The 22766-nt window shown below is 73.8% G+C and carries 24 protein-coding genes and 1 riboswitch; of the genes, 14 read left to right on the top strand and 10 right to left on the bottom strand.

Going from position 1 to position 22766, the window contains the following annotated elements; genetic code table 11:
- The coding region (locus HYE82_RS18270; RefSeq protein WP_256987375.1) for an RDD family protein at positions 1–543 on the top strand (543 nt) is incomplete at its 5' end.
- An 88-nt stretch (positions 544–631) separates the two neighbouring features.
- The gene (locus tag HYE82_RS18265) at positions 632–1339 is read left to right on the top strand and encodes an RDD family protein (protein ID WP_179175157.1); all 708 of its coding nucleotides are present in this window, start codon (positions 632–634) and stop codon (positions 1337–1339) included.
- A 26-nt stretch (positions 1340–1365) separates the two neighbouring features.
- On the opposite strand, the gene HYE82_RS18260 is transcribed toward HYE82_RS18265, so the two are convergent.
- A complete protein-coding gene (locus HYE82_RS18260; protein WP_179175156.1) occupies positions 1366–1713 on the bottom strand; it encodes a hypothetical protein in 348 nt (115 codons plus the stop codon).
- Positions 1714–2097: 384 nt separating this feature from the next.
- Here HYE82_RS18260 and HYE82_RS18255 point away from each other — a divergent pair, with 384 nt between their 5' ends.
- Both HYE82_RS18255 and HYE82_RS18250 read left to right on the top strand, forming a co-directional pair.
- Positions 2098–4509 (top strand): immune inhibitor A domain-containing protein, encoded by a 2412-nt coding sequence (locus tag HYE82_RS18255; protein WP_309144364.1) that lies wholly within the window; start codon positions 2098–2100, stop codon positions 4507–4509.
- Between the two features lie 134 nt (positions 4510–4643).
- Complete coding sequence (locus HYE82_RS18250; protein ID WP_179175155.1) at positions 4644–4961, top strand: hypothetical protein; 318 nt, start codon at positions 4644–4646, stop codon at positions 4959–4961.
- Positions 4962–5040: 79 nt separating this feature from the next.
- Here HYE82_RS18250 and HYE82_RS18245 read toward each other — a convergent pair whose 3' ends face one another.
- The 5 genes from HYE82_RS18245 to HYE82_RS18225 form a co-directional block, all read right to left on the bottom strand.
- A complete protein-coding gene (locus HYE82_RS18245) occupies positions 5041–5646 on the bottom strand; it encodes an isochorismatase family protein (protein WP_179175154.1) in 606 nt (201 codons plus the stop codon).
- Between the two features lie 425 nt (positions 5647–6071).
- A complete protein-coding gene (locus HYE82_RS18240; protein ID WP_179175153.1) occupies positions 6072–7592 on the bottom strand; it encodes a cobyric acid synthase in 1521 nt (506 codons plus the stop codon).
- Positions 7589–8557: a cobalamin biosynthesis protein gene (locus HYE82_RS18235; protein WP_179175152.1), complete on the bottom strand. Its 969-nt coding sequence runs from the start codon at positions 8555–8557 to the stop codon at positions 7589–7591. The genes HYE82_RS18240 and HYE82_RS18235 overlap by 4 nt, the downstream gene beginning before the upstream one ends.
- Before the next feature lie 58 nt (positions 8558–8615).
- A riboswitch (cobalamin riboswitch) is annotated at positions 8616–8700 on the bottom strand.
- Positions 8701–8883: 183 nt separating this feature from the next.
- On the bottom strand, positions 8884–9105 hold the full coding sequence (locus HYE82_RS18230; RefSeq protein ID WP_179175151.1) for a hypothetical protein: 222 nt from the start codon (positions 9103–9105) through the stop codon (positions 8884–8886).
- A gap of 28 nt (positions 9106–9133) precedes the next feature.
- Entirely contained in the window at positions 9134–10390 is a 1257-nt protein-coding gene (locus HYE82_RS18225; RefSeq protein WP_179175150.1) for an inorganic phosphate transporter, read from the bottom strand.
- Between the two features lie 375 nt (positions 10391–10765).
- Between HYE82_RS18225 and HYE82_RS18220 the strand changes: the two genes are divergently transcribed.
- Positions 10766–11896 carry a S9 family peptidase gene (locus tag HYE82_RS18220; RefSeq protein ID WP_179175149.1) on the top strand — a complete coding sequence of 377 codons (1131 nt, stop codon included), beginning with the start codon at positions 10766–10768 and terminating at the stop codon, positions 11894–11896.
- A 206-nt stretch (positions 11897–12102) separates the two neighbouring features.
- Entirely contained in the window at positions 12103–13545 is a 1443-nt protein-coding gene (locus HYE82_RS18215) for a hypothetical protein (RefSeq protein WP_179175158.1), read from the top strand.
- 60 nt (positions 13546–13605) lie between these two features.
- Here HYE82_RS18215 and HYE82_RS18210 read toward each other — a convergent pair whose 3' ends face one another.
- On the bottom strand, positions 13606–14001 hold the full coding sequence (locus HYE82_RS18210) for a VOC family protein (RefSeq protein ID WP_179175148.1): 396 nt from the start codon (positions 13999–14001) through the stop codon (positions 13606–13608).
- A 311-nt stretch (positions 14002–14312) separates the two neighbouring features.
- Here HYE82_RS18210 and HYE82_RS18205 point away from each other — a divergent pair, with 311 nt between their 5' ends.
- The 3 genes from HYE82_RS18205 to HYE82_RS18195 all read left to right on the top strand — a co-directional run bounded on the left by HYE82_RS18205 (position 14313) and on the right by HYE82_RS18195 (position 17473).
- Complete coding sequence (locus tag HYE82_RS18205) at positions 14313–15911, top strand: ABC-F family ATP-binding cassette domain-containing protein (RefSeq protein WP_179175147.1); 1599 nt, start codon at positions 14313–14315, stop codon at positions 15909–15911.
- A gap of 396 nt (positions 15912–16307) precedes the next feature.
- Complete coding sequence (locus HYE82_RS18200) at positions 16308–16529, top strand: helix-turn-helix domain-containing protein (protein ID WP_179175146.1); 222 nt, start codon at positions 16308–16310, stop codon at positions 16527–16529.
- Between the two features lie 164 nt (positions 16530–16693).
- Entirely contained in the window at positions 16694–17473 is a 780-nt protein-coding gene (locus HYE82_RS18195; RefSeq protein ID WP_179175145.1) for an enoyl-CoA hydratase/isomerase family protein, read from the top strand.
- 51 nt (positions 17474–17524) lie between these two features.
- Here the strand turns inward: HYE82_RS18195 and HYE82_RS18190 are convergent, their stop codons facing one another.
- Positions 17525–18478, bottom strand: a complete 954-nt coding sequence (locus HYE82_RS18190; RefSeq protein WP_179175144.1) for a zinc-binding dehydrogenase — start codon at positions 18476–18478, stop codon at positions 17525–17527.
- A gap of 211 nt (positions 18479–18689) precedes the next feature.
- Between HYE82_RS18190 and HYE82_RS18185 the strand changes: the two genes are divergently transcribed.
- The 5 genes from HYE82_RS18185 to amaP all read left to right on the top strand — a co-directional run bounded on the left by HYE82_RS18185 (position 18690) and on the right by amaP (position 21059).
- A complete protein-coding gene (locus HYE82_RS18185; RefSeq protein WP_179175143.1) occupies positions 18690–19124 on the top strand; it encodes an Asp23/Gls24 family envelope stress response protein in 435 nt (144 codons plus the stop codon).
- A gap of 10 nt (positions 19125–19134) precedes the next feature.
- Positions 19135–19317 carry a hypothetical protein gene (locus tag HYE82_RS18180; RefSeq protein WP_179175142.1) on the top strand — a complete coding sequence of 61 codons (183 nt, stop codon included), beginning with the start codon at positions 19135–19137 and terminating at the stop codon, positions 19315–19317.
- Positions 19318–19345: 28 nt separating this feature from the next.
- Positions 19346–19762, top strand: coding sequence for an Asp23/Gls24 family envelope stress response protein (locus HYE82_RS18175; protein ID WP_179175141.1), 417 nt, complete (start codon positions 19346–19348; stop codon positions 19760–19762).
- A 98-nt stretch (positions 19763–19860) separates the two neighbouring features.
- A complete protein-coding gene (locus HYE82_RS18170) occupies positions 19861–20496 on the top strand; it encodes a DUF6286 domain-containing protein (RefSeq protein ID WP_218782766.1) in 636 nt (211 codons plus the stop codon).
- Positions 20493–21059, top strand: a complete 567-nt coding sequence (gene amaP, locus HYE82_RS18165; RefSeq protein ID WP_179175139.1) for an alkaline shock response membrane anchor protein AmaP — start codon at positions 20493–20495, stop codon at positions 21057–21059. The genes HYE82_RS18170 and amaP overlap by 4 nt, the downstream gene beginning before the upstream one ends.
- A 54-nt stretch (positions 21060–21113) precedes the next feature.
- Here the strand turns inward: amaP and HYE82_RS18160 are convergent, their stop codons facing one another.
- Complete coding sequence (locus tag HYE82_RS18160) at positions 21114–21869, bottom strand: SDR family oxidoreductase (protein ID WP_179175138.1); 756 nt, start codon at positions 21867–21869, stop codon at positions 21114–21116.
- A gap of 10 nt (positions 21870–21879) precedes the next feature.
- Positions 21880–22674 carry an SURF1 family protein gene (locus HYE82_RS18155; protein WP_179175137.1) on the bottom strand — a complete coding sequence of 265 codons (795 nt, stop codon included), beginning with the start codon at positions 22672–22674 and terminating at the stop codon, positions 21880–21882.
- Positions 22675–22766: the final 92 nt, after the last annotated feature.

Here is a 22766-nt window from a genome sequence, read left to right as displayed (position 1 = left end):
CCCGCGGCCCCGGCCCCGATCCCGGTCCCGGCGCGGGCCACCGGCCGGGCCGTCTTCGAGGAGATGGCGGAGCGGGCCGTACGTCCTGCCGGGCCGGCGCGCCGGATCGCGGCCCGCGTCCTGGACACCCTGGTGCTCGGTGCCGTCGCCGCGGCCACCGCCCGGCCCCTCGTCCCGGCGGCCGCCGCACACCTCCAGTCCAAGGTGGACGCGGCCCGCGGCAGCGGCAGGGCCACCACCGTCTGGCTGCTCGACGCGACCATCGCCGGGTACGCGGGCGTGGTCCTGGGCGTACTCGTGGTCTTCGGACTGCTCTACGAGGTGCTGCCGACCGCCCGTTGGGGCCGGACCGCGGGCAAGAAGCTCCTCGGCGTCCGCGTCCTGTCCGCGGCGACGTACCGCCCGCCCGGCTTCGGCGCGGCCCTGTCCCGCTGGCTGGTCGGCGCGTTCCTCGGGCCCGTGGGCGGGCTGTGGTGCCTCGCGGACCGGCCGCGCCACCGCGGCCCGCACGACAGAGCGGCCGGGACGTACGTGGCCCGCTGACCACCCCTCAGGAGGCGTGCCGGGGCGCCCTCGCCCGAACGGACTCCGCCGCGTTGCGGGGGCCGGTGGGCCGGGTTCGACTCGGGGCATGAGCACCGACCAGCCGCCGCCGGAGCAGCCGCCCGAGGACGATCCCTTCCGCAAGAGACCCGAGGGCCCGCCGCCCCCGTCGAACGGAACGGGCCCCGGCGGAACACCCCCGGGCGGGACGCCGCCCCCGGGGGGCCCGTACGGCGGCGGGCCGGGCGGCAGCGGCTATCCGCCCCCGCCGCCCCCGTACGGCGGCGGCGACCCCTTCGGCTCGGGCGCCGGCGGGGGCATGCCCGACCCGCTCGCGGGCATGCCCCCGCTCGCCGACTTCGGCAGGCGGCTCGGCGCCCGGATCATCGACGTGATCATTGTCGCGGTGCCGCTGTTCCTCGTCTTCACACTGGCCGTCGACATCGACTGGTTCAGGGCCGAGGGCGAAGAAGCCTCCCGCAACGCTCTGGCCTCGGGCCTGATCGCCATCGCCGCCTTCGTCGTCTACGACTGGTGGTTCCATCAGAAGAGCGGTCGGACGTTGGGCAAGAAGGTGCTGGGCCTGCGCGTCGCGATGCTCAATGACGGAAGCGTCCCGCCGGCCGGCCCCGCCCTGACCCGCGCCGCCATGATCTGGGTGCCCGGGCTGATCTGCTGCTGGCTCAGCCTCTTCTTCTGGTCGATCGCGCTGGTCATCTCCATGCTGGTCGACAAGCCCTACAGGCAGGGCCTGCACGACAAGGTCGCCAGAACGGTGGTGGTCAGGACGGCCTGACCCTCGCTCCGGTGCCCCGGCCGAGCTCAGTGGTGGACGGGTTGTTCGGCAGCGGCCGCCCGGGGTTCCGGCCCCCGGGCGGTCGCCGCCGTGTCCTCGCCGGTGCCCTCGGGCCCCGGAACGGGTGTGACTTCGGTGACAGTGGGGGCCCCCGGCCGGCCGTCGGCGGCGGATCCGGCGCGGGCCGCGTGCCGACCCCGCCCGCGCGGGGCGGCGGCGGTGAGCGCGACGAGCAGGCCGAGGGCGAGGGCGGCCGTTGCTATGACTGCGACACCCGCTCCGGATCCGGTCTGCGAGAGCAGCAGCATGGCGATCGTCGAGGCGACGACGGCGGCGGACCCGTAGAGGAACTGGGCGGCAGTCGGGCGCGGCATGGCGGTTTCCGTCCTCAAGTCGGGCGTCGGGGCCTGTGCTCGACCGGTTCGCGCGTCGAGCGACTCTCCGTCCGGGCATGCCCGGACGGAACGGCCCGTAAGCGTGACCTGACCCACGGTGCCCGGGGCACGGGGGGCGCACGGGGTCACGGCCCGTCCCACATCGCGGGCGGGACGCGTCCTTCGTCCCGTATGACCGCGTAACGTCCGGATAGCGGAACTCCCCCACCGCATAGTGCAGTTGTAAGGAAGAAGTCAAGGTCTGTCTTTTCTTTAGACTCTCCGGTCAAATGTCGTCACTTGAGACGCGCGCCGCGCGGAACCCCCCACTCCTACGGAGACGTTCCGACCTGTGTCGCGGCCGCGGGAGGGGAACGACATCAAGTGACCAGCAATTCCTACCGCCGGCATGCGCTGCGTACGGCGGCCATCGGCGTGACCCTGGCCGCCACCGCGGCCTCCGGCGCGTTCTTCACCACCGCCCAGGCCACCGAGGCGCCGTCGACCGCGCCCGCCGCGGACCGCCTGGACCCGACCGCTCCGTCCAAGGAGAAGGTCAAGCACGACCTCGAGGGTCCGTTCAGCAAGCAGCAGGCGCAGGCGCGCGAGGCTGCCCTTGACCAGGTGCTGGCGGGCAAGAAGGGCGTCGAGCAGCGGGGCGCCTCCAAGGTCGTCAAGCTCGACGACAAGAAGTACGTCGAGCTCGGCCGCGAGAAGACCGACAAGATCTTCACGATCCTCGTCGAGTTCGGCGACCAGGTCGACAACCAGACGATGTTCGACCCGGACGGCCCGGAGGGCCCGAAGCCCCCGGTCGTGAAGTACGGCGGCACCCCCGGCCCGCTGCACAACACGATCGCGCAGCCGAACCGCGCCGACAACAACAGCACCGCCTGGCGCAAGGACTTCAGCCGCGAGTACTTCCAGGAGCTGTACTTCGGTACGGGCCAGGGCAAGCACTCCCTGAAGACCTACTACGAGAAGACCTCCTCGGGCCGCTACTCGGTCGAGGGCGAGGTCTCCGACTGGGTCAAGATCCCGTACAACGAGGCCCGTTACGGCTCGAACTTCTGCGGCCAGAGCAACTGCTCCAACGTGTGGGACACCGTCAAGGACGGCGTCACCGCGTGGGTCGAGGCCCAGAAGAAGGCCGGCAAGACCGACGAGCAGATCAAGGCGCAGCTGGCCCAGTACGACCAGTGGGACCGCTACGACTTCGACGGCGACGGCAACTTCAACGAGCCGGACGGCTACATCGACCACTTCCAGATCGTCCACGCGGGCGAGGACGAGTCGGCCGGCGGCGGTGTCCAGGGCAAGGACGCGCTGTGGGCGCACCGCTGGTACGCCTACGGCACCAACGCGGGCAAGACCGGCCCGGAGAACAACAAGGCCGGCGGCACCCAGATCGGCAACTCGGGCATCTGGGTCGGCGACTACACCATGCAGCCGGAGAACGGCGGCCTCGGCGTCTTCGCCCACGAGTACGGCCACGACCTCGGCCTGCCGGACCTGTACGACACCTCCGGCGGCGGCGAGAACGGCGTCGGCTTCTGGTCCCTGATGTCCGCCGGCTCCTGGCTCGGCGAGGGCAAGGAGTCCATAGGCGACCTCCCGGGCGACATGACCGCCTGGGACAAGCTCCAGCTGGGCTGGCTGAACTACGACACGGCCAAGGCCGCGACGAAGTCCACCCACAAGCTCGGTGTGGCGGAGTACAACACCAAGGACAAGCAGGCGCTGGTCGTCGAGCTGCCGAAGAAGCAGGTCAAGACCGACATCACCGCTCCCGCCGAGGGTTCCTCGCAGTGGTGGAGCGGCATGGGTGACGACCTCAAGAACACCCTGACCCGCTCGGTCGACCTGACCGGCAAGAAGTCCGCCGCCCTGTCCCTCAAGGGCTGGTGGGACATCGAGAAGGACTACGACTACCTCTACACCGAGGTGTCCACCGACGGCGGCGCCACCTGGACCGCCCTCGCGGGTACGGCGGGCGGCAAGGCCCTCCCGGTCGACGCCGCGGGCGCCCCGGCCCTGACCGACGTCTCCGGCGGCTGGCAGGACCTGAACTTCCCGCTGGACGCCTACGCCGGCAAGAAGTTCGACCTCCGCTTCCGCTACCAGACGGACGGCGGCGCGGGCGGCAAGGGCTTCACGGCCGACGCCGTCACCCTGACCGCCGATGGCGCCGCGCTGTTCACCGACGGCGCCGAGAACGGCGACAACGGCTGGACCGGCAAGGGCTTCTCCCGCATCGGCGCCGGCTTCACCAAGGAGTACGAGCAGTACTACATCGCGGAGAACCGCCGCTACGTGTCGTACGACTCCACCCTCAAGGTGGGCCCGTACAACTTCGGCTGGGCCAACAGCCGCCCGAACTGGGTCGAGCACTACCCGTACCAGGACGGCCTGCTGATCTGGCTGTGGGACAAGTCCCAGAAGGACAACAACACCAGCCAGCACCCGGGCCAGGGCCTGATCCTGCCGATCGACGCCAACGCCAAGCCGATGAAGTGGTCGGACGGCACCCTGCTGCGCAACAAGATCCAGCCGTACGACGCCACCTTCAGCGCGTACTCGACGGACGCGTTCACGCTGCACAACAAGGGCGAGTCGCTGTTCCTGAAGCCGAAGCCCGCGAACCTGGTCTTCGACGACCACAAGGGCAAGTACTACTACGACGAGAACCCGACCGGCTCGGTGAAGGTCACTGACACCAACACCAAGATCAAGATCGCGAAGGAGACCTACGACGGTCTCCAGATGACGGTCGAGGTCGGTCCGTCCTCCAAGTAATTCGGTAAGAACCGCTGGTCACAGCATGATCGGCCGTCGCCCCCTAGCGGGCGGCGGCCGATCGCGTTTAGATGCGGAAGCGACCTGTGGTGACCAGCGTTATTGACATCCGGCTGACGGGGGAGACGTACAGCATGCCTGCAGGAGGTTTCACCAGGCTCCCGAACGGGAGCGTCGTCGTCGCACTGACCCTGCCCAGGCCGGCGGGGAGCAGCGACGGCGGGACGGGGCCCGTACGGGTCCTGGTCCACGCGGCGAACCGCGCCCGCGCCCTGACCAGGCTGCGGAACCTCGGGCTGCGCGCGGTGTACCTGCGCGGCAACACCGAGCCGCCGACCCCGGACGAGGTGACGGCCGTCCTGCACCACCCGGACGGCCTGCTGTGGCGGGCCGTCCCGGACGAGGCGGGCGAGCTCTGGCACCCGATACGGGCCCTGCTGCGCGGCGCCTGAGCGGCGGGGTCCGTGCGGCGGGGTCCGTGCGGCGGCCGGCGCGGTGGCCCGAGCGGCTCCTGAGCGGCCTGCGCGCCCCTCAGGCGGTCCGGACGACCGGGGTGCCGACCAGATCGACCCCGGCGGCCCGGAGCTCGTCCAGGGCGCGCTGCGTGGTGTGCGGCGCCACGCCCGCGGTGAGGTCGAGCAGGACCCGGGTGCGCAGACCCGCGCGGGCGGCGTCCAGGGCCGTGGCCCGTACGCAGTGGTCGGTGGCGATGCCGACGACGTCGACCTCGGTGACGTGCCGCTCGCGCAGCCAGTCGGCGAGCGGGGTGCCGTTCTCGTCGGCGCCCTCGAAGCCGCTGTAGGCGGCCTCGTACGCGCCCTTGTCGAAGACGGCGGCGACGGCCCCGGAGGCGACGGCGGGCGCGAAGTTCGGGTGGAACCCGACGCCCTCGGTGCCGGCCACGCAGTGGGCCGGCCAGGAGCTCTCGTAGTCGGGGGCGGCCGGGGGCCGCGCGAAGTGGGGGCCCGGGTCGATGTGGTGGTCGCGGGTGGCGACGACGTGGCGGTAGCCGGCCGCCGTGGACTGCCCGATGAGCTCGGTGATGGCGGCGGCGACGTCGGCCCCGCCGGCGACCGCGAGGCTGCCGCCTTCGCAGAAGTCGTTCTGGACGTCGACGACGATCAGTGCGCGGTGCATGTCGCATGCCCTTCGGCTGGTGGGTGTGGTGCGGTTGCGGCGGCCTCTGCGTGGATGGCTCTTCCCCCACCCCGGCCCTTCCCGAAACTGGGGGCTCGGCCACCGATCGCCACCTCCGGCTGGCGCTGCGGGTGCCCGGATCCCCTCGCCTGCGTTCGAGGCGCGGGCTCGGGGGCAGAGCCCCGCTTCGGGAAGGGGCGGGGAGGGGACGGCCGCCCGCAGGGCCCCTGCCCGGGGCCCCGCCGCGGCCATGGCACCCCCGGCGGTCACGGCAGGCGCGGCGCCCGCGCAGGGCGCGGCGGCAGCGGATCCGGGGGCGGCGGCGGTCACGGCCCGCGCGGCGGTCCCGGAGGGCGCGGCGGCAGTGGATCCGAGGGCGGCAGCGGCGGGCACGGCCCCTGCGGCGGGCACGGGGCCCCCGGCGGTCACGGGGCCCCCGGCGGGAGGAAGGGGAGGCCCGTCGGGGCGCCGGCCTCGATGAGGCGGAGCAGGGCTTCGGTGTCGGCGTGTTCCTCGATCAGGTCGCCGAGCAGGTCGAGCTGCTCCTCCCGGAGCCCCGCGAAGGACGTGTCCGGAGCCGGGACGAAGCGACGGCCGGCCGAGGCCGCGACCTCCCGCAGGAAGGCCCGCCGGAAGGCATCGGACTCCAGCGAGCCGTGCCAGTGCGTGCCCCAGACCGACCCCACCCGGCAACCGTCCAGGAACGGCTCCCCGCCGAGCACCTCGGCCACGCCGTGGTGGATCTCGTAGCCGTCGACCGGCTCCCCCAGCGCCGTACCGGCCGGCCGGGCCAGGGTCTTCTCCCGGGCGAACCGGACCCGGACCGGCAGCAGCCCGAGGCCCTCGACGACGCCGGCCTTCGACTCGACCTCGTCCTCGATCCGCTCGCCGAGCGCCTGGAAGCCGCCGCAGATGCCGAGCACCGGCCGGCCTTCCGCGGCCCGCCGCACCAGCGCCTCGGCGAGCCCGCGCTCGCGCAGCCACTGCAGGGCCTTCACCGTGCCGCGGGTACCGGGCACGACGACCAGGTCGGCATCGGCCAGCTCCTCGGCACGGTCCACGAACCGCACCACCACGCCCGGTTCGGCCGCCAGTGCGTCGACGTCGGTGAAGTTCGACATCAGCGGCACCGCGCAGACGGCGACCCGCAGCACGTCCTCGCCGACCGGCGGGGCGACGACGGACTCGCGCACCGCGCCGCGCAGCGAGACCCTCAGGCCGTCCTCCTCGTCGATGCCGAGCCCGTGCCGGTAGGGCAGAACCCCGTACGTGGCCCGGCCGGTGAGGGACCGCAGCATCTCCATGCCCGGCTCCAGCAGGGAGACGTCACCGCGGAACTTGTTGACCAGGTATCCGGCGATCAGGGACTGGTCCTGCCCGGACAGCAGCGCCGTGGTCCCGAAGAACGAGGCGAAGACCCCGCCCCGGTCGATGTCGCCGACCACGACGACCGGGAAGCGCGCGGCCCGCGCGATCCCCATGTTCACGATGTCGGTCCGGCGCAGGTTGATCTCGGCCGGACTGCCCGCCCCCTCGCAGATCACGGCGTCATACGTGCCCCGCAGCTGCTCCAGGCAGTCCGTGACGACGCCGAGCAGCTGTTCCTGCCGGCCGCCGTGGTAGCCGCGGGCGCTCATCTCGCCGACCGGCTTGCCCAGCAGTACCACCTGGCTGCTGCGGTCGCTGCCGGGCTTGAGCAGGACCGGGTTCATCAGTGCGGTCGGCTCGACGCCGGCCGCCTGTGCCTGCATGGCCTGCGCCCGCCCGATCTCGGCGCCCTCGCGGGTCACGAACGAGTTGAGCGACATGTTCTGCGCCTTGAACGGCGCCACCTTCACGCCCTTGCGGGCCAGCCACCGGCAGATGCCCGCCGTGACCACGCTCTTGCCCGCGTCCGACGTCGTACCGGCGACGAGGAGTCCCCCCGCCCGCTTCCCGCCGCTCATGCCCGTCCCTTCCCCGACTTCCCCGGCCGGCGCGACACCGCGTACCGCAGTGCCACGCAGGTCCCCAGTGCCAGCCACGTCACCTGTTGCGAGAGCCGTACGGCCCGTTCGATGTCCGCGAGCTCCACGGGACGGCCGGCCGCGCCGTTCAGCACGGCCCGGTGCTCGACCCGCCCGCCGTACGAGAGGGTGCCGCCCAGCCGTACGCCGAGGGCTCCCGCGAAGGAGGCCTCCACCGGCCCGGCGTTGGGGCTCGGGTGCCGGCCGGCGTCGGCGCGCCAGGCCCGTACGGCTCCCCGCCGGTCCGGGCCGACGGCCACGGCCGCCAGCGCGGTCAGCCGGGCGCCCGGCCAGCCCGCGAGATCGTCGAGCCGCGCGGAGGCCCAGCCGTAGCGCAGGTGGCGGGGCGACCTGTGGCCGACCATCGCGTCGAGGGTGTTGACGGCGCGGAAGGCCAGCATCCCGGGGACGCCCGCGACGGCGCCCCACACCAGGGCCCCGACCACCGCGTCGGAGGTGTTCTCGGCCACCGACTCCACGACGGCGCGGGCCATCTGCTGTTCGTCCAGGGCCTGCGGGTCGCGCCCGCACAGGTGCGGCAGCCGCTCGCGGGCCACCTCGGCGTCGCCGGCGGCGAGTGCCCCGCCGATGGCGCGGGCCTCCCGGCCCAGTGTGGTGCCGCCGACGACGGCCCAGGTGGCGGCCGCGGTGACGGCGATCCGGGCGGCAGCGGACCGGGAGCGCACGGCGCGGGCGGCCAGCGCGCCGACGGCGGCCGCGCCCCCCGCGCAGACGAGGGTGTGGACGACGCCGCGGGCGCGGTCGTCGCGCCACAGGGCGCGTTCGACGGCGGCGGCGGCCCGTCCGAAAGCGGCCACGGGGTGCCCGCGGCGCGGATCGCCGAGGATCCGGTCGCCGATCAGGCCCGCCGTGGCGCCGTACGCGAATACGCGATCGGCACGCATGGTTGCAGGTATGTCCTCACTCAGGGTCCGCGCCCTGGTTCGACGTGTCCGGCGGCGAGAGTTCCTGGCTCCCGGACCGCACGTGCCGCGTGCGCCCCGGTGACAGTGGCGGGACCGCGCCGGATTCGCACCGGACTTCCTCTCCATGCCGCCGTGATGGCTCGGGCAGTCCACCACGCACCGCGAACGCCCGTCAACTCGCCGTTGACCTGCGGCGAGGCACATCACACGAGGCGGTCGGGGGGACGGTCACGGGCACGGGCACGACACGGGAAAGCTCCCCCCGGAGAGTCCGGAGGGAGCTTCGCGCGTGTTGCGTGCCGTCGTCAGCTGACGATCAGGTAGATGCCGTACGCGACGGCCGCGGTGACGACCGCGAAGCAGGCGTACGCGCCGCTGCGGGCCAGGGTGGCGGCGCCGCCCTGCTCGACGGCTGCCTCGTGCTTCGACAGGCCCACCAGGCCCAGGGTGAACAGGGCCACGAGGGCGACGGTGGCGGAGAGGCTGACCCCGAAGACGGAGCCGAGAGCTGCCCAGTCGATCTTCATACTGCGGATTCCTCTGTCGTTCGCGGGGTCAGACCGTGGCCGCGGGGGCCGACGGGGTCGTCGGAGCGGCAGGCGCCGGGATGGTGGCCTTGAGCTCCTCGCCCGCCACGGCGGCGGCGGTCGGGGGGACGGTGACGGCGGCCATGGCCGTGGTGACCACGCCCGGGGCCTCGGCGTCGGCCGGCTGGACGTCGTTGACGTTGTGGTGGTCGACGACCTTGCGGCGCGAGATCAGCCAGATGGCCAGGCAGGAGCCGACCAGGAAGACCGTGACGGCGGCGACGCCGACGTCGCCGGTGCGCATGACCATCTCGGCGAGCGCGGAGACGAGGGCGGCGGCAGGCAGGGTCAGGCCCCACGCGACGAACATGCGGGTGGCGGTGGACCAGCGGACCACGCCGCCCTTGCGGCCCAGGCCGGCGCCCATGACCGCGCCGGAGCAGGCGTGGGTGGTGGAGAGGGAGAAACCGAGGCTGGAGGAGGCCAGGATGACGCTCGCGGCCGAGGTCTGGGCGGCGAAGCCCTGCTGCGGCTGGAGGTCGGTCAGGCCCTTGCCCATGGTGCGGATGATGCGCCAGCCGCCCAGGTAGGTGCCGAGGGCGATGGCCATGCCGGCCGAGACGATGACCCAGACCGGCGGGTTCGCACCCGGGTGCAGGGCGCCGCCGGCGACGAGCGCCAGCGTGATGATGCCCATGGTCTTCTGCGCGTCGTTGGTGCCGTGCGCGAGGGAGACGAGGCCGGCGGAGGCGATCTGCCCGGCGCGGTATCCCTTGGCGGAGGTCTTCTCGCCGACCCGGCCGCCGAGCTTGTACGTGACCCGGGCGGCCAGCATCGAGGCCACACCGGCGACGATCGGCGCGGCGACGGCCGGGATGAGCACCTTGGTGACCACGACGTCGCCGTTGACGGAGCCGAGGCCGGCGGAGGCGACCGCGGCACCGATCAGACCGCCCATGAGGGCGTGCGACGAGCTGGAGGGCAGTCCGACCAGCCAGGTCACCAGGTTCCACAGGATCGCGCCGACCAGGGCGGCGAAGATCACTTCGGGCTGGATGCCCTCTTCGTTGACGAGGCCCTTGGAGATCGTCTTGGCGACCTCGACGGACATGAAGGCGCCGACGAGGTTGAGCACGGCGGACATTGCCACCGCCGTCTTGGGCTTGAGGGCGCCAGTCGAGATGGTGGTCGCCATCGCGTTGGCTGTGTCGTGGAAACCGTTCGTGAAGTCGAACACGAGAGCGGTGATGATCACGATCCCGAGGAGAAGCGTTATGTGCTCCATTTACCCAGGCTTCTGTTTGGCGTCAGTGGCTCGCCGACCGTAGGCAAGCTGGGTGAACGGAAGATGAACTGACATCGTCGCGGTGGTGGACCGGGTCAGGCCCCCGCTCCGGTCTTCGTCCCGATTTCGGAGTCCATATGTCGATTAATGCACGTCAAAGCCGGGTCGGCGCACCTTCCCGCCCCGGCTCGGGGCGTCCGGACCCCGCCCCGAAGCGGAGCCGGAAGTGATCCACATCACGCCCGGCGGGGGCTCCCGCCGGGAGGCCCCCGCACCGGATCCCGCAACCGCGGCGGACGTTCCGCTTCCCGGCCGCCACGGGACGGGGCCGTTCCCCCGGTGGCCCGCCCGCGCTCCCGCCCCGACACTGGAGCGGTGCGTACCGCCACAGCGACGGCCGCGGCCGTCGCCACCACCCTCGTCGGCGTCGGCGCGGCCGCCGTCGCGGCAGGCCGCCACGCGGCGGACGCCGCCCTGCGCCCCCGGCCCGGCTGCCCCCTGCCCGACGGGCCCGCGCTGAGCGTCCACTCCACCGGCCCGGGCCGCGTCGCACTGACCCGCTCCCTGGCCTCGCTGCGCCCCGGCATCTACGGCCTGACCGCGCCCGGGGTGCACGCCGTCGTCGGGTCCGTCCTGGACGGCGTCGCCCACGACCCGGACACCGTCGTCCGCCGGCTCCTGGCCGTCACCCACGGCAGCCTCGCCCCCGGCACCCGTGTCGCCCTCACCCCCGAGGTCCACGCGGGCGATCCGGGCACCGCCCTCGGCCTCGAACACGCAGACGTGGACGTCCCCGCCGAACTCGGCGCCCTGCCCGCCTGGTTCGTGCCCGCACCCCGCCACACCTGGGTCATCGCCGTCCACGGGCTCGGCACCGGCCGCGAGCACCCCATGGTGGTCATGCCCCTTCTGCACCGCCTCCGGCTGCCCGTCCTCGCCCTGTCCTACCGCGGCGACCTCGGTGCCCCCGCCTCCCCGGACGGCCTCGGCCACCTCGGTGAATCGGAGTGGCGCGACGTGGACGCCGCCATCCGCTACGCCCTGCGCCACGGCGCCCGCCGCGTCGTCCTGCACGGCTGGTCCACCGGCGCCGCCATGGCCCTGCACGCCGCCGAGCGCTCCGCCCTCGCCGACCGCATCGCCGGCCTCGTCCTCGACTCGCCGGTGCTCGACTGGCAGGCCACCCTGCGCGCGCTCGCCGCGGCCCGGCGCACCCCTGCCGCCCTGCTGCCGCTCGCCGTGCGCGCCGCCGAGGGCCGCGCCGGGCTGCGGGCCGGCCACCGGCGGCCCGGTGAGGACCCCGGCGCGCTGCGCGTCCCCGTACTGGTCTTCCACGGCCCCGGCGACACGATCGCCCCCTGGGAGCCCTCCCGCCGGCTCGCCGGCGCCCGGCCGGACCTCGTCACCCTGCGGACCGTCCCCGACGCCCCCCACGGAGCGATGTGGAACGCCGACCCCCACGGGTACGAGGAAGCCCTGCGCCGCTTTCTCACCCCGCTGATGTGAAGCCTGTGTGTACACAGGGGCAGGGGTGGTGATATGTCTGAAATTCCCGCGCCCCGAGCTGCGATAACGGCCGGTTCCGTTTGGGCTTTCGGCCGGTGACGGGCGAGACTGCTTCCGTGACGTCCCGAAAGCCTGATGAGCAGTTGGTTCGCGACTCCAGACTCCGACTCGTCTCCCCGCGCTCCGTCGCAACAGCCCGCAAGGCGGTGACGGACCGGCGCACCCGGCCGGCCTCCAGGCCCCCGGCGGGCACCCCCGCCCCGGCCGAACTCGCCAACCGGGCCCGGGCATCGCTCGCCGACGCCGTACGGCTCGCCCGGTGGGCCGAACGCAGCCTCGGCGCGGGCGACGGAGGACGGCCCGCCCCGGCCGCCGCCCTGCCCGCAGCGGACGTCGAACGGGCCTCCGAGGAGCTGGGCCTGACACACGGACAGATCCGGGCAGGCTGGGACCGGGCCCGCCTCGCCGGCCTCGTCGAGGTGCACGGCGGCCACGCCCGGCCGGGCTGGCGGCTGCGGGCCTGGGACAGCGACGACAGCGCCGTCCTGCGCGGCTGGGTCGCCCTGTTCGACGCCTGGTCGCTGGTGCACCCCGCGCCTGCCGACATCGCCCCCGCCGACATCGCCGAGGTCGTCGAGGCGATGCCCCAGCTGCTCTCCCTGCTCCAGCTGTCCGCCGGCCCGGTGACCGTCCCGGACCTGCTCGACCTGCTCGGCCAGCGCGTCGCAGAACTCCGCGACGAGCGCTGCGAGGTCCCGTACGACACCCCCGCACGCGGGGGGTCGCCCGCCGGGGCCGCGCCCGACACCACGCCGGAACCCGCCTGCGGGGCCCCTGCGGCCGCAGCCCCTGTGACCGCAGGCCCCGAGGACTCCGCCCCCGGGATCCCCGTCCCCGAGGCCGCCGCCGGCCCCGCGGCGGCCCACGTGCCGCTCGCCCGGCTGCTGCGCTGGGCGCTCGGCGGCCTCGCCGCCGTGGACGCCGTCACCCTCGGCCCGGCCCAGGCCTCGCTCACCCCGCTCGGCAGCTGGGCCGTCTGGGTCAAGCTGGAGCAGATCTGCGTGGCCGCGCAGAGCCCCGCCGGGAACATCGAGCAGTCCGCCGCCGCCATGCTGCACGGATGCGCCGGCCTCACCCCCGGCCCGGCCCGGGCGGAGTACCGGGCCTGGCTCGCCGCCCGGCCCGTCGGCCATGCGGTCGGCGAGCTGCTGGGCGCCGCCCGCGGCGAGGACGCCCTCCTGCGCGGCCTCGCCTTCGAGGCCCTCCGCGTGGTCGGCGCCCCTGCCGAGTCCGAGGTCCGCGCCGCCGCCCGCGAGCCCGCCCTGCGGCCGTACGCCCTGCTCTGGCTCGCAGAGCACGACGGGGTCGACCCCGAGGAGGCCCAGGAGGTGCTCACTCCCGAGGAGTCGACCTGGCTGTGGGTGGACACCGCCGCCGCGATCGCCGACCACGGCGAGGCCGACCTGCTGGCCCGCCACCTCGACTCGGCCGTCCGGACCACGGTCCCGCGGCTGCTCGACGAGGTCCGCGCGGTCGGCCACCCGCGCACCGTGCAGGTCCTGGTCGCGCTGGCCGCCGCCCACCCGGACCCCGCGCTGGCCAAGGCGGTCCGCCGGGCCGCCTTCCAGGTCCACACGGGCGGGGCCTGACCGCCGTACCGGCCGATCAGGCGCCCGGGAGGCCGGCGGACCGGACGGGCGCGCCGCGCGTCAGAGCTGCGGCGCGTACGTCCCGAAGCTCCAGATGTTGCCCTCGACGTCCCGGGCCATGTAGTCCCGGGAGCCGTAGTCCTGGTCGGTGGGCTCCATCAGGATCTCCGCCCCGTGCTCCACGGCCCGCCGGTGGTGCGCGTCCACGTCGTCGACGACGACGTAGATGCCGGTCGGGCCGGCGTCCGCCATCGCCTTGTCGAAGACGCTGCCCGTACCCCTGCTGCCGAGCATGACCGCACCCGGCCCGTACGACAGCTCGGCGTGTCTCACGGTGCCGTCGTCGCCCTCGTAGACGGCGACCCGGGTGAATCCGAAGGCCTCCGTCAGCTGCCGGATCGCGGCCTTCGCGTCGCGGTAGACGAGAGCGGGAAACACGGACGGCTGTCCGGCCATGACGATCACCCCTTGTCGGCTCGTGCGCGTGCTCGTGAATGCGGCGCGCTCGTGAATGTGACCTGCGCAACAGCATGGCAGGCGGCGCCGAAAGCGGCGGGAAGGCCGTCACCGCACTGCCGTCCGCCCCCGCACGGCGCGCGCCCCGGCCCGCGCGCGCGGGCCCGCGCCCCCCGCACGGCGCCCGCGGCTCGAAAACAGGTTGCGCACCCCCGGTAGACTGAATCCCATGGCAAATCTCCTCGCGGATTAGCGGCGTCGAAGCTCGCACCCGCCCCCTTCCGCCGTTCTCACCGCCCTGGAGCATTTCCTTGATCACCGCCACCGGCATCGAGCTGCGCGCCGGCGCCCGCATCCTCATCGAGTCCGCCTCCTTCCGCGTCGCCAAGGGCGACCGCATCGGCCTGGTCGGCCGCAACGGAGCCGGCAAGACCACCCTCACCAAGTGCCTCGCGGGCGAAGGACAGCCCGCCGCCGGCGCCATCACCCGTTCGGGCGAGGTCGGCTATCTGCCGCAGGACCCCCGCACGGGCGACCTCGACGTGCTCGCCCGCGACCGGATCCTGTCCGCCCGCGGCCTCGACGTGCTGATCAAGAAGATGCGCGCCAACGAGGACCGCATCGCCAACGGCTCCGGCGCCACCCGCGAGAAGGCCCTGCGCCAGTACGAGCGCCAGGAGACCGAGTTCCTCACCAAGGGCGGCTACGCCGCCGAGTCCGAGGCCGCGACCATCTCGGCCGCCCTCGGCCTGCCCGACCGGGTCCTCGGCCAGCCGCTGCACACCCTCTCCGGCGGTCAGCGCCGCCGCGTCGAGCTCGCCCGGATCCTCTTCTCGGACGCCGACACCCTGCTCCTCGACGAGCCGACGAACCACCTCGACGCCGACTCGATCATCTGGCTGCGGGACTACCTCAAGACCTACCGCGGCGGCTTCATCGTGATCTCCCACGACGTCGACCTCGTCGAGACCGTGGTCAACAAGGTCTTCTACCTCGACGCCAACCGCTCGGTCATCGACATCTACAACATGGGCTGGAAGCTGTACCAGCAGCAGCGCGAGGCCGACGAGAAGCGCCGCAAGCGCGAGCGCCAGAACGCCGAGAAGAAGGCCGCGGCCCTCAACGCGCAGGCCGACAAGATGCGCGCCAAGGCCACCAAGACCGTCGCCGCGCAGAACATGGCCAAGCGCGCCGACCGGCTGCTGGCCGGCCTGGAGGCCGTGCGCGCCCAGGACAAGGTCGCCAAGCTCCGCTTCCCCGAGCCCGCCCCCTGCGGCAAGACGCCGCTCACCGCCGAGGGCCTGTCGAAGTCGTACGGCTCGCTGGAGATCTTCACCGACGTCGACCTGGCCATCGACAAGGGCTCCAGGGTCGTCATCCTCGGCCTCAACGGAGCCGGCAAGACCACCCTGCTGCGCCTGCTGTCCGGCACCGAGGCGCCGGACACCGGCGCCGTCACACCCGGCCACGGCCTCAAGCTCGGGTACTACGCCCAGGAGCACGAGACCCTGGACCCGGACCGCAGCGTCCTGGAGAACATGCGCTCCGCCGCGCCCGACATGGACCTGGTGGACGTCCGCAAGACGCTCGGCTCGTTCCTGTTCTCCGGCGACGACGTGGACAAGCCCGCGGGCGTCCTCTCCGGCGGCGAGAAGACCCGCCTCGCGCTCGCGACGCTGGTCGTCTCCTCGGCGAACGTGCTGCTCCTCGACGAGCCCACCAACAACCTCGACCCCGCCAGCCGCGAGGAGATCCTCGGCGCGCTGCGCACCTACAAGGGCGCCGTCATCCTCGTCACCCACGACGAAGGCGCGGTCGACGCCCTGGAGCCGGAGCGGATCATCCTGCTCCCGGACGGTGTCGAGGACATGTGGGGCCCGGACTACCGGGACCTGGTCGCCCTCGCCTGACGCGTCCGGCAGCCGCCGCGGGACCGCCCCGCGGCGGCCTTCCGATCGCCCCGCGGGCTGATCCAGTTCCTTATGGATCATTCGGCTCAGGCTTTCTCCATCATCTGAGTGAGACGGTCTCGTACCGCTGCGCTCTGTACGACGGCCCTGGCTGCGCTTTCTCGCGAAGGCGCCCCGGGGTCGTGTTTTTCCGGTTTCCGCCCTCTGACCTGGTGTTTCCTCAAGTGGGTGCGGAAATGTGACGGACGTCATGCTGTGGAATGAGGGATTCCGCTCCGCTTGCGTGTCCACGACCCGGGAAATGCCGCCGCACCGACCTTGCTGAATGGGTGGCCAGGAAGCCGCGGAGGGGTGATCATGAGAAGTCCAGAGCGCACTTCCCATGAGGAGGCACGGGTGGCCGAGACTCTGAAGAAGGGCAGCCGGGTGACCGGCGCCGCGCGCGACAAGCTCGCGGCAGACCTGAAGAAGAAGTACGACTCCGGTGCGAGTATCCGGGCGCTGGCCGAGGAAACGGGCCGGTCCTACGGATTCGTCCACCGGATGCTCAGCGAGTCCGGAGTCGTGCTGCGCGGTCGCGGTGGCGCGACACGCGGCAAGAAAGCGGCTTCCATCTGATCACGACCCCGGCCGTGAGGCCCGGGGCCGGGAAAGACAACGCTTGCCTGCCTGAACCGCGGTTTCTTCGGTGACCCCCGGTCGGCCGAACGGTCGACTGGGTGGTTACTGTGCAGTCACTTGGGCCGAGACTGCGGCCGACTGCACCCCACCGGAGGCACCAGATGGCTCTGCTCGACAAGGATGGCGTACGGCTCACCGTGGACGACGCGGTCGCCACGGTGACACTGACCAATCCGGCCAAGCGAAACGCTCAGTCCCCCGCGCTCTGGCGGGCGTTGACGGAGGCCGGACGGTCGCTGCCGGGCACCGTCCGGGTCGTCGTGCTGCGCGGCGAGGGCAAGTCCTTCTCCGCCGGACTCGACCGGCAGGCGTTCACGCCCGAGGGATTCGAGGGCGAACCTTCCTTCCTCGATCTGGCGCGCGGATCGGACGAACTGCTCGACTCCACCATCGCCGAGTACCAGGAGGCCTTCACCTGGTGGCGCCGCAATGACGTCGTCTCCATCGCCGCCGTACAGGGTCACGCGATCGGTGCCGGGTTCCAGCTTGCCCTCGCGTGCGACCTCCGCGTCGTGGCCGACGACGTCCAGTTCGCCATGCGGGAGACCAGCCTGGGTCTGGTCCCGGACCTCGCCGGCACCCAGCCGCTGACCTCCCTCGTCGGCTACGCCCGCGCGCTCGAGATCTGCGCGACGGGCCGCTTCGTGCATGCCGAGGAGGCCGAGCGGATCGGGCTCGCCAACCTCGTCGTCCCCGCCGCGGAGCTCGACGCCGCGGTCCAGGACCTCACGTCGGCGCTGCTGGCCCCGCCGCGGGACGCGGTGATCGAGACCAAGGCCCTGCTCCGCGGCGCCCCGTCCCGCGCATACGACGACCAGCGCGCTGCCGAGCGCGCCGCCCAGGCCCGCCGCCTGCGCGACCTGGCCGGACTCTCCGACTGAGCAGGCGCCGCCCGGCCCGGCCCCACGGGGCCGGGCGCCGCCCGTACCCCCTCACGGGATCAGCAGCGCCTTGCCCGGCACTTCCCGGGCCTCGATCGCCCGGTGGGCCAGCGCCGCCTCGGCCAGCGGGAAGGTCCGGGCGATGACCGGCTTCAGCCGGCCGGCCGCCGCCTCGCCCAGCGCGAATGCGGTGAACTGCTGCACCTGGGCAGGGTCGAGTTGCACCTCCTTGATCCCGCTCAGCGTTATCCCGCGCCTTCGTGCGTCCTGCGGGTCCGGCTCCGCGAAGCCGCCGCTCGGCGCGCCGTGCGACGAGACCCACCCGCCGTCGCGGACCAGGGGGAATGCGGCCCGGCCCAGTTCTCCGCCCACCCCGTCCAGCAGGATGTCCACGGGGCCTCCGACCAGGTCGGTCCAGCCGTCCTCCCCGTAGTCCACCGCCCGGTGCGCGCCCAGCCTCCGGACGAGCTCGATCTTGGGCCCGCCGCGCGCCGCACCGATGACCTCGGCCCCCGCCGCGACCGCGAACTGCACCAGCAGCGTCCCCATGCCGCCGGCGGCCCCCAGGATCAGTACGCGGGCCCCCGCTGTGATCCCGGCCCGCGCGGCGATGCTCGCGCCGGTCACCCCGTCGTGTGCCAGCGCCGCCGCCTCCTGCAGCCCCAGCCCGTCCGGAACGGGGACCAGCCGTTCCAGCGGGACGCGGACCAGCTCGGCGTAGGTGCCCCGCGAGCCCGCCGCGGCGAGGGCCCTGCGTCCCAGCCAGTCCGGGGCGACGCCCCCGCCCACCGCGACGACGGTGCCGGCCGCCGCGCCGCCGGGTACGAACGGGGGGTGCATGCCGAACCGCGGGCCCCAGCCGCCGCGGATCTGTGTCTCCACGTACAGCGTGTCCACGGCCTCGGCCGCGATCACCACCTCGCCCGCCCCGGGGACGGGATCGGCCAACTCCACCGGAACCAGAACCTCCGGACCCCCGAACCCGTCCACCCGAATCGCCTTCACGACGTCCCCCTCGTCCGTGCCCCTCAGGGCTGCGCTCGTTGCGTCAGGCCCTTCGGCCGTGATCACGCCCCCACTCTCCGACCTCGACCTCGGTTGAGGTCAAGCGGGGGAGGAAGCGGATCCGACCGACCGGCGTAGTCCCGGGGCGCCCCCGCGCCGCTGCGCTTACCGTGGTGGTGCGAGTGAGTCCATCCGCGCGAAGGGACACGCGATGACCGAATCCGCTTCCGGGGGCGCCGCGCGCGACCCCGCCGACCGCGGCCGCACGACCATCTCCGACGGCGTGGTCGAGAAGATCGCCGGACTCGCCGCCCGAGAGGTCGAGGGCGTCCATGCCATGGGCAGCGGCAGCGGCCTGTCCCGCACCTTCGGGGCCGTCCGCGACCGCGTCCCCGGCGGGGCCAAGACGTCCGTCACCCGCGGGGTCAAGGCCGAGGTGGGCGAGGTGCAGACCGCCCTCGACCTGGAGATCGTCGTCGACTACGGGGTGGCCATCCGCGACGTGGCCCGCGCCGTCCGGCTCAACGTGGTCTCCGCCGTCGAGCGGATGACGGGCCTGGAGGTCGTCGAGGTCAACATCGCGGTCAGCGACGTCAAACTGCCCGACGAGCCGGACGAGGAGCAACCGGAGCCACGACTCCAGTGAGGGAGCCCGCATGAGGATGGCGGTCGTCGGCCTCTTCGCCGGCATGGCACTGGCGTTCGCCGGCTACTTCGGGGGCTTCGGTGCCTTCCTGCTCGTGGCGGCGCTCGGCGCCGTCGGCTTCGTCGTCGGCCGGTTCCTGGAAGGGGACCTGGAGCCGGGCGACTTCTTCCGCCCCCGCCACCGCGGCAGGTGAGGGTGAGCCGCCGATGAGTACACCGCCGATGAGTACACCGCCGATGGGCACACCGCCGACGAGCCCGCTTCCGGCCCGGATTCCTCCCGCCGAGCGGGGGGCCACCCACATCGCCGACCGCGTCGTGACCAAGATCGCCGCCCGGGCCGCCCGGGAGGCGCTGGCCGCGCAGCCCGGCGGGACGCCCCGGGGCTCCGGACCGGGGGGCGCGGCCGCGCCGCACGCCGCCGTGACCGTGCACCACGACATCGCGCGGGTCCGGGTGAGCTTGGAGCTCGACTACCCGTCCGACCTCGCAGCGAGCTGCGCGGCCGTGCGTCGCCAGGTGGTCCGGCGCGTCGAGGAGTGCGCCGGCATGGCCGTACCGGAGGTCGACATCGACATCGAGCACCTGCACTCCGCGTACACGCGCAGTGCCTCCGCGCGGGACCGGAAGCTCCGGTGACGGCCCCCGGACCAGCGGAATCCGCACAGCCGGATCCCGCACAGCCGGATCCCACGCGGTCCGGGCCCGTGCCGTCCGGGCCCGTGCCGTCAGGGCCCGTGCCCACCGGCGGCGGGGCGGGCCCTCGGGGTCGTGGTGGACGGCACCGCGGTGACCACGCCCCCGGCCGACCGCCGACCGCCGGACGGTTCTGGTCGACCCGGCGGATCCCGGCCGCGCTGACCGCGTTCGTCCTGCTCGCAGCCGCGGGCCTGTTCCTCTACGACTTCGCCGCCGTACGGGCCCACCGCCCCGGCATGCAGTGGCGCCGCGACCTCGCCGCCCGCCTCGCCCAGCACACCCCTGCCGATCCGCAGGTGCTCGTCGCCGCCGCGGTCCTGGCCGCGGCCGGGGTCGTCCTGCTCGTGCTGGCCCTCACCCCCGGGCTGCGCGGCGTCCTGCCGATGCTGCCGCCCAATGAGGTGGACGGTTCCGGGATCCGGGCCGGACTGGGGCGGAAGGACGCCGCGCTGGTGCTGCGGGACCGGGCCATGGAGGTCTCCGGGGTGCGGTCCGCGCGCGTACGGGTGGGCCGCACCCGTGTCGCCGTGCGGGCCTCCTCGCACTTCCGCGAACTGGACGACGTACGGGCCGACCTGGAAGCCGTACTCGCCGTCGGCATCGGCGAACTGGGCCTCGCCCACCCGCCGCAACGGCGGGTACGGGTCACCCGGGCCGCCGCCGGGAAGAGGTGAGCCGCGTGCTGCGGACCGTCAACCGGATCCTGCTCGGCCTGGTCGGGCTCGTCCTGCTCGCCGCAGGGGCGGGAGTGCTGGCGGCGGTACCGCCGCTCGGCGGCCGCCACGCGCCGCTGCTCGCGGAGCAGACCCGCCGGGAGCACTGGCAGGCCCAGGGCTGGTGGTGGTGGGCCGTCGCCGCCGGCCTGACGCTGTGCGTCCTGCTCGCCCTGTGGTGGCTGCTGGCCCAGCTGCGCCGCCCGAGGCTGTCCGGCGTGCCGGTGGACACCGGTGACGGCGCGTTCGCCGTGCTCCGCGGCCGCGCCCTGGAGGAGGCGGTGGCCGCGGAGGCCGGCGCACTGCCCGGGGTCGCACGGTGCCGGGTCGTGCTGCGCGGGCGCCGGGGCGCACCCTGCCTGCGGGTGGCCCTGGACCTGGAGCCGTACGCCGTCCCGGCCGACGCCCTGGGCGCGCTGGCCGGGCCGGTGCTCGGCCACGCCCGCACCTCGGCGGGCCTGGCCGGGCTCCCGGCCGAGGCCCGCCTGCGGGTGCCCGGGCACCGCGCCAGCCGCGTCACCTGACGTGCCCCCGCGAACCAACCGACGAGGCCCGGCGGGCACCTTCGGGGCGGCCCGTCAGAAGCCGTGCCGGAAGCCGCCGTCGACCGGCAGCATCACCCCGGTCAGGTACGAGGCCGCCGGCGACAGCAGGAACGCCGCGGTCCGGCCGAACTCCTCGGGAGTGCCGTAGCGGCCCAGGGGGATCTGCGCCTCGCTGGCCGCGCGGGCCGCCTGCACATCGCCGGACAGTGCGTCCAGCTCCCGCACCCGGTCGGTGTCGATACGGGCCGGCAGCAGCCCGACCACCCGGATGCCCCGAGGCCCGAGCTCCACCGACAACGATTTGGCGAACCCGGCCAGCCCGGGCCGCAAGGCGTTCGAGATGGTCAGGCCCGGGATCGGCTCGTGGACCGAGCCCGACAGGACGAGGCCGATGACCCCGCCCTCGCCCAGTTCGGCCGCCGCTGCCCGGGCCAGGCGCACCGCGCCCAGGAACACCGCCTCGAACGCTTCCGCCCACTGCTCGTCGGTGGTGCCGGCCGCCGAACCCGGCGCCGGACCGCCGACGCTGACGAGGATGCCGTCGAAGCGGCCGAAGTGCTCCTTCGCCGCGGCGATGAGCCGGCCGGCGGCCTCCGGGTCGGCGTTGTCGGCCGCGGCTCCCACCGCGTTGGGGCCGAGCGCATCCGCGGCCGCCGCGGCCCGCTCCTCGTCGCGGCCCGACACCACGACGCGGGCGCCGTCCGCGACGAGCTCGCGCGCGGAGGCGAAGCCCAGGCCGCGGGTGGCGCCGGTGACGATGTAGACACGGTCCTTCAGTCCAAGATCCATGCCCGACAACCTACGCCGTCGGAGCCGGCTCCCGCCCGGGAGCAACCGCCGCGGCCGCCGCGGCCTCCCGGTCGCGCTTCTCCCGCCGTACCAGCACCAGCCAGCCCACCGGCACCGACGCCGCGAACAGCCACCACTGCACCGCGTACGCCAAGTGCGCGCCGATCGACTCGTGGTCGGGATCGGCGACCGGCTCGGGCGTTCCGTCCCCCGGCGCCGGCGGGGCGAGCTCCAGGTAGCCGCCGAGGACGGGCCGGCCGAGGGACGCCGCCTGCTGCTCGCTGTTGATCAGCATGACCTGGCGGTCCGGCAGCCCCTTGCGGTCCTTGATGCCGCTGCCGCCGCTGGTCTCGTCGGCCTTCATCCGGCCCGTGACCGTCACCTCGCCGGAGGGCGCGGCCGGCACCGGCGGGTAGGCGCGGGGGTCGTCGCCGCCCGCCACCCAGCCGCGGTTGACCAGCACCGCCCGGCCGTCGGCCAGCACGAGCGGGGTCACGACGTGGAAGCCGACCCGGTCGCTGTTGGAGGTGCGCATCCGGACGACGACCTCGTGCGCGGCGTCGTACGTACCGGTGGCGGTGACCGCCCGCCAGTAGTCGGACCGCGGGACCCGGTGGCCGGGGGAGGTCAGCTCGGTGACGGGGACCGCCCGCGCGGTCAGGTTGGCTTCGATCAGTTCGTTCTGCGCGACCCGGTGCTCGTGGCGGTGGTACTGCCAGAAGCCCAGCTTGATCATCACGGGGATGAGGACGAGGGCGAGGAGGGTGAGGGTCACCCACTGCCGGGTCAGCACAAAGCGGTACACGCCCACGACGGTACCCCCAGTCGCGAGGACCCCGGCGGCCGGGTGGCCGTCCGGGGCCGGGAGCGGAGCCGGAGGGAAGGACGGGGCGCGGG

It is taken from the genome of Streptomyces sp. BR123 (assembly GCF_013401435.1).
GTDB lineage: Bacteria > Actinomycetota > Actinomycetes > Streptomycetales > Streptomycetaceae > Streptomyces.
This window is presented reverse-complemented; position numbering and strand designations above follow the sequence as displayed.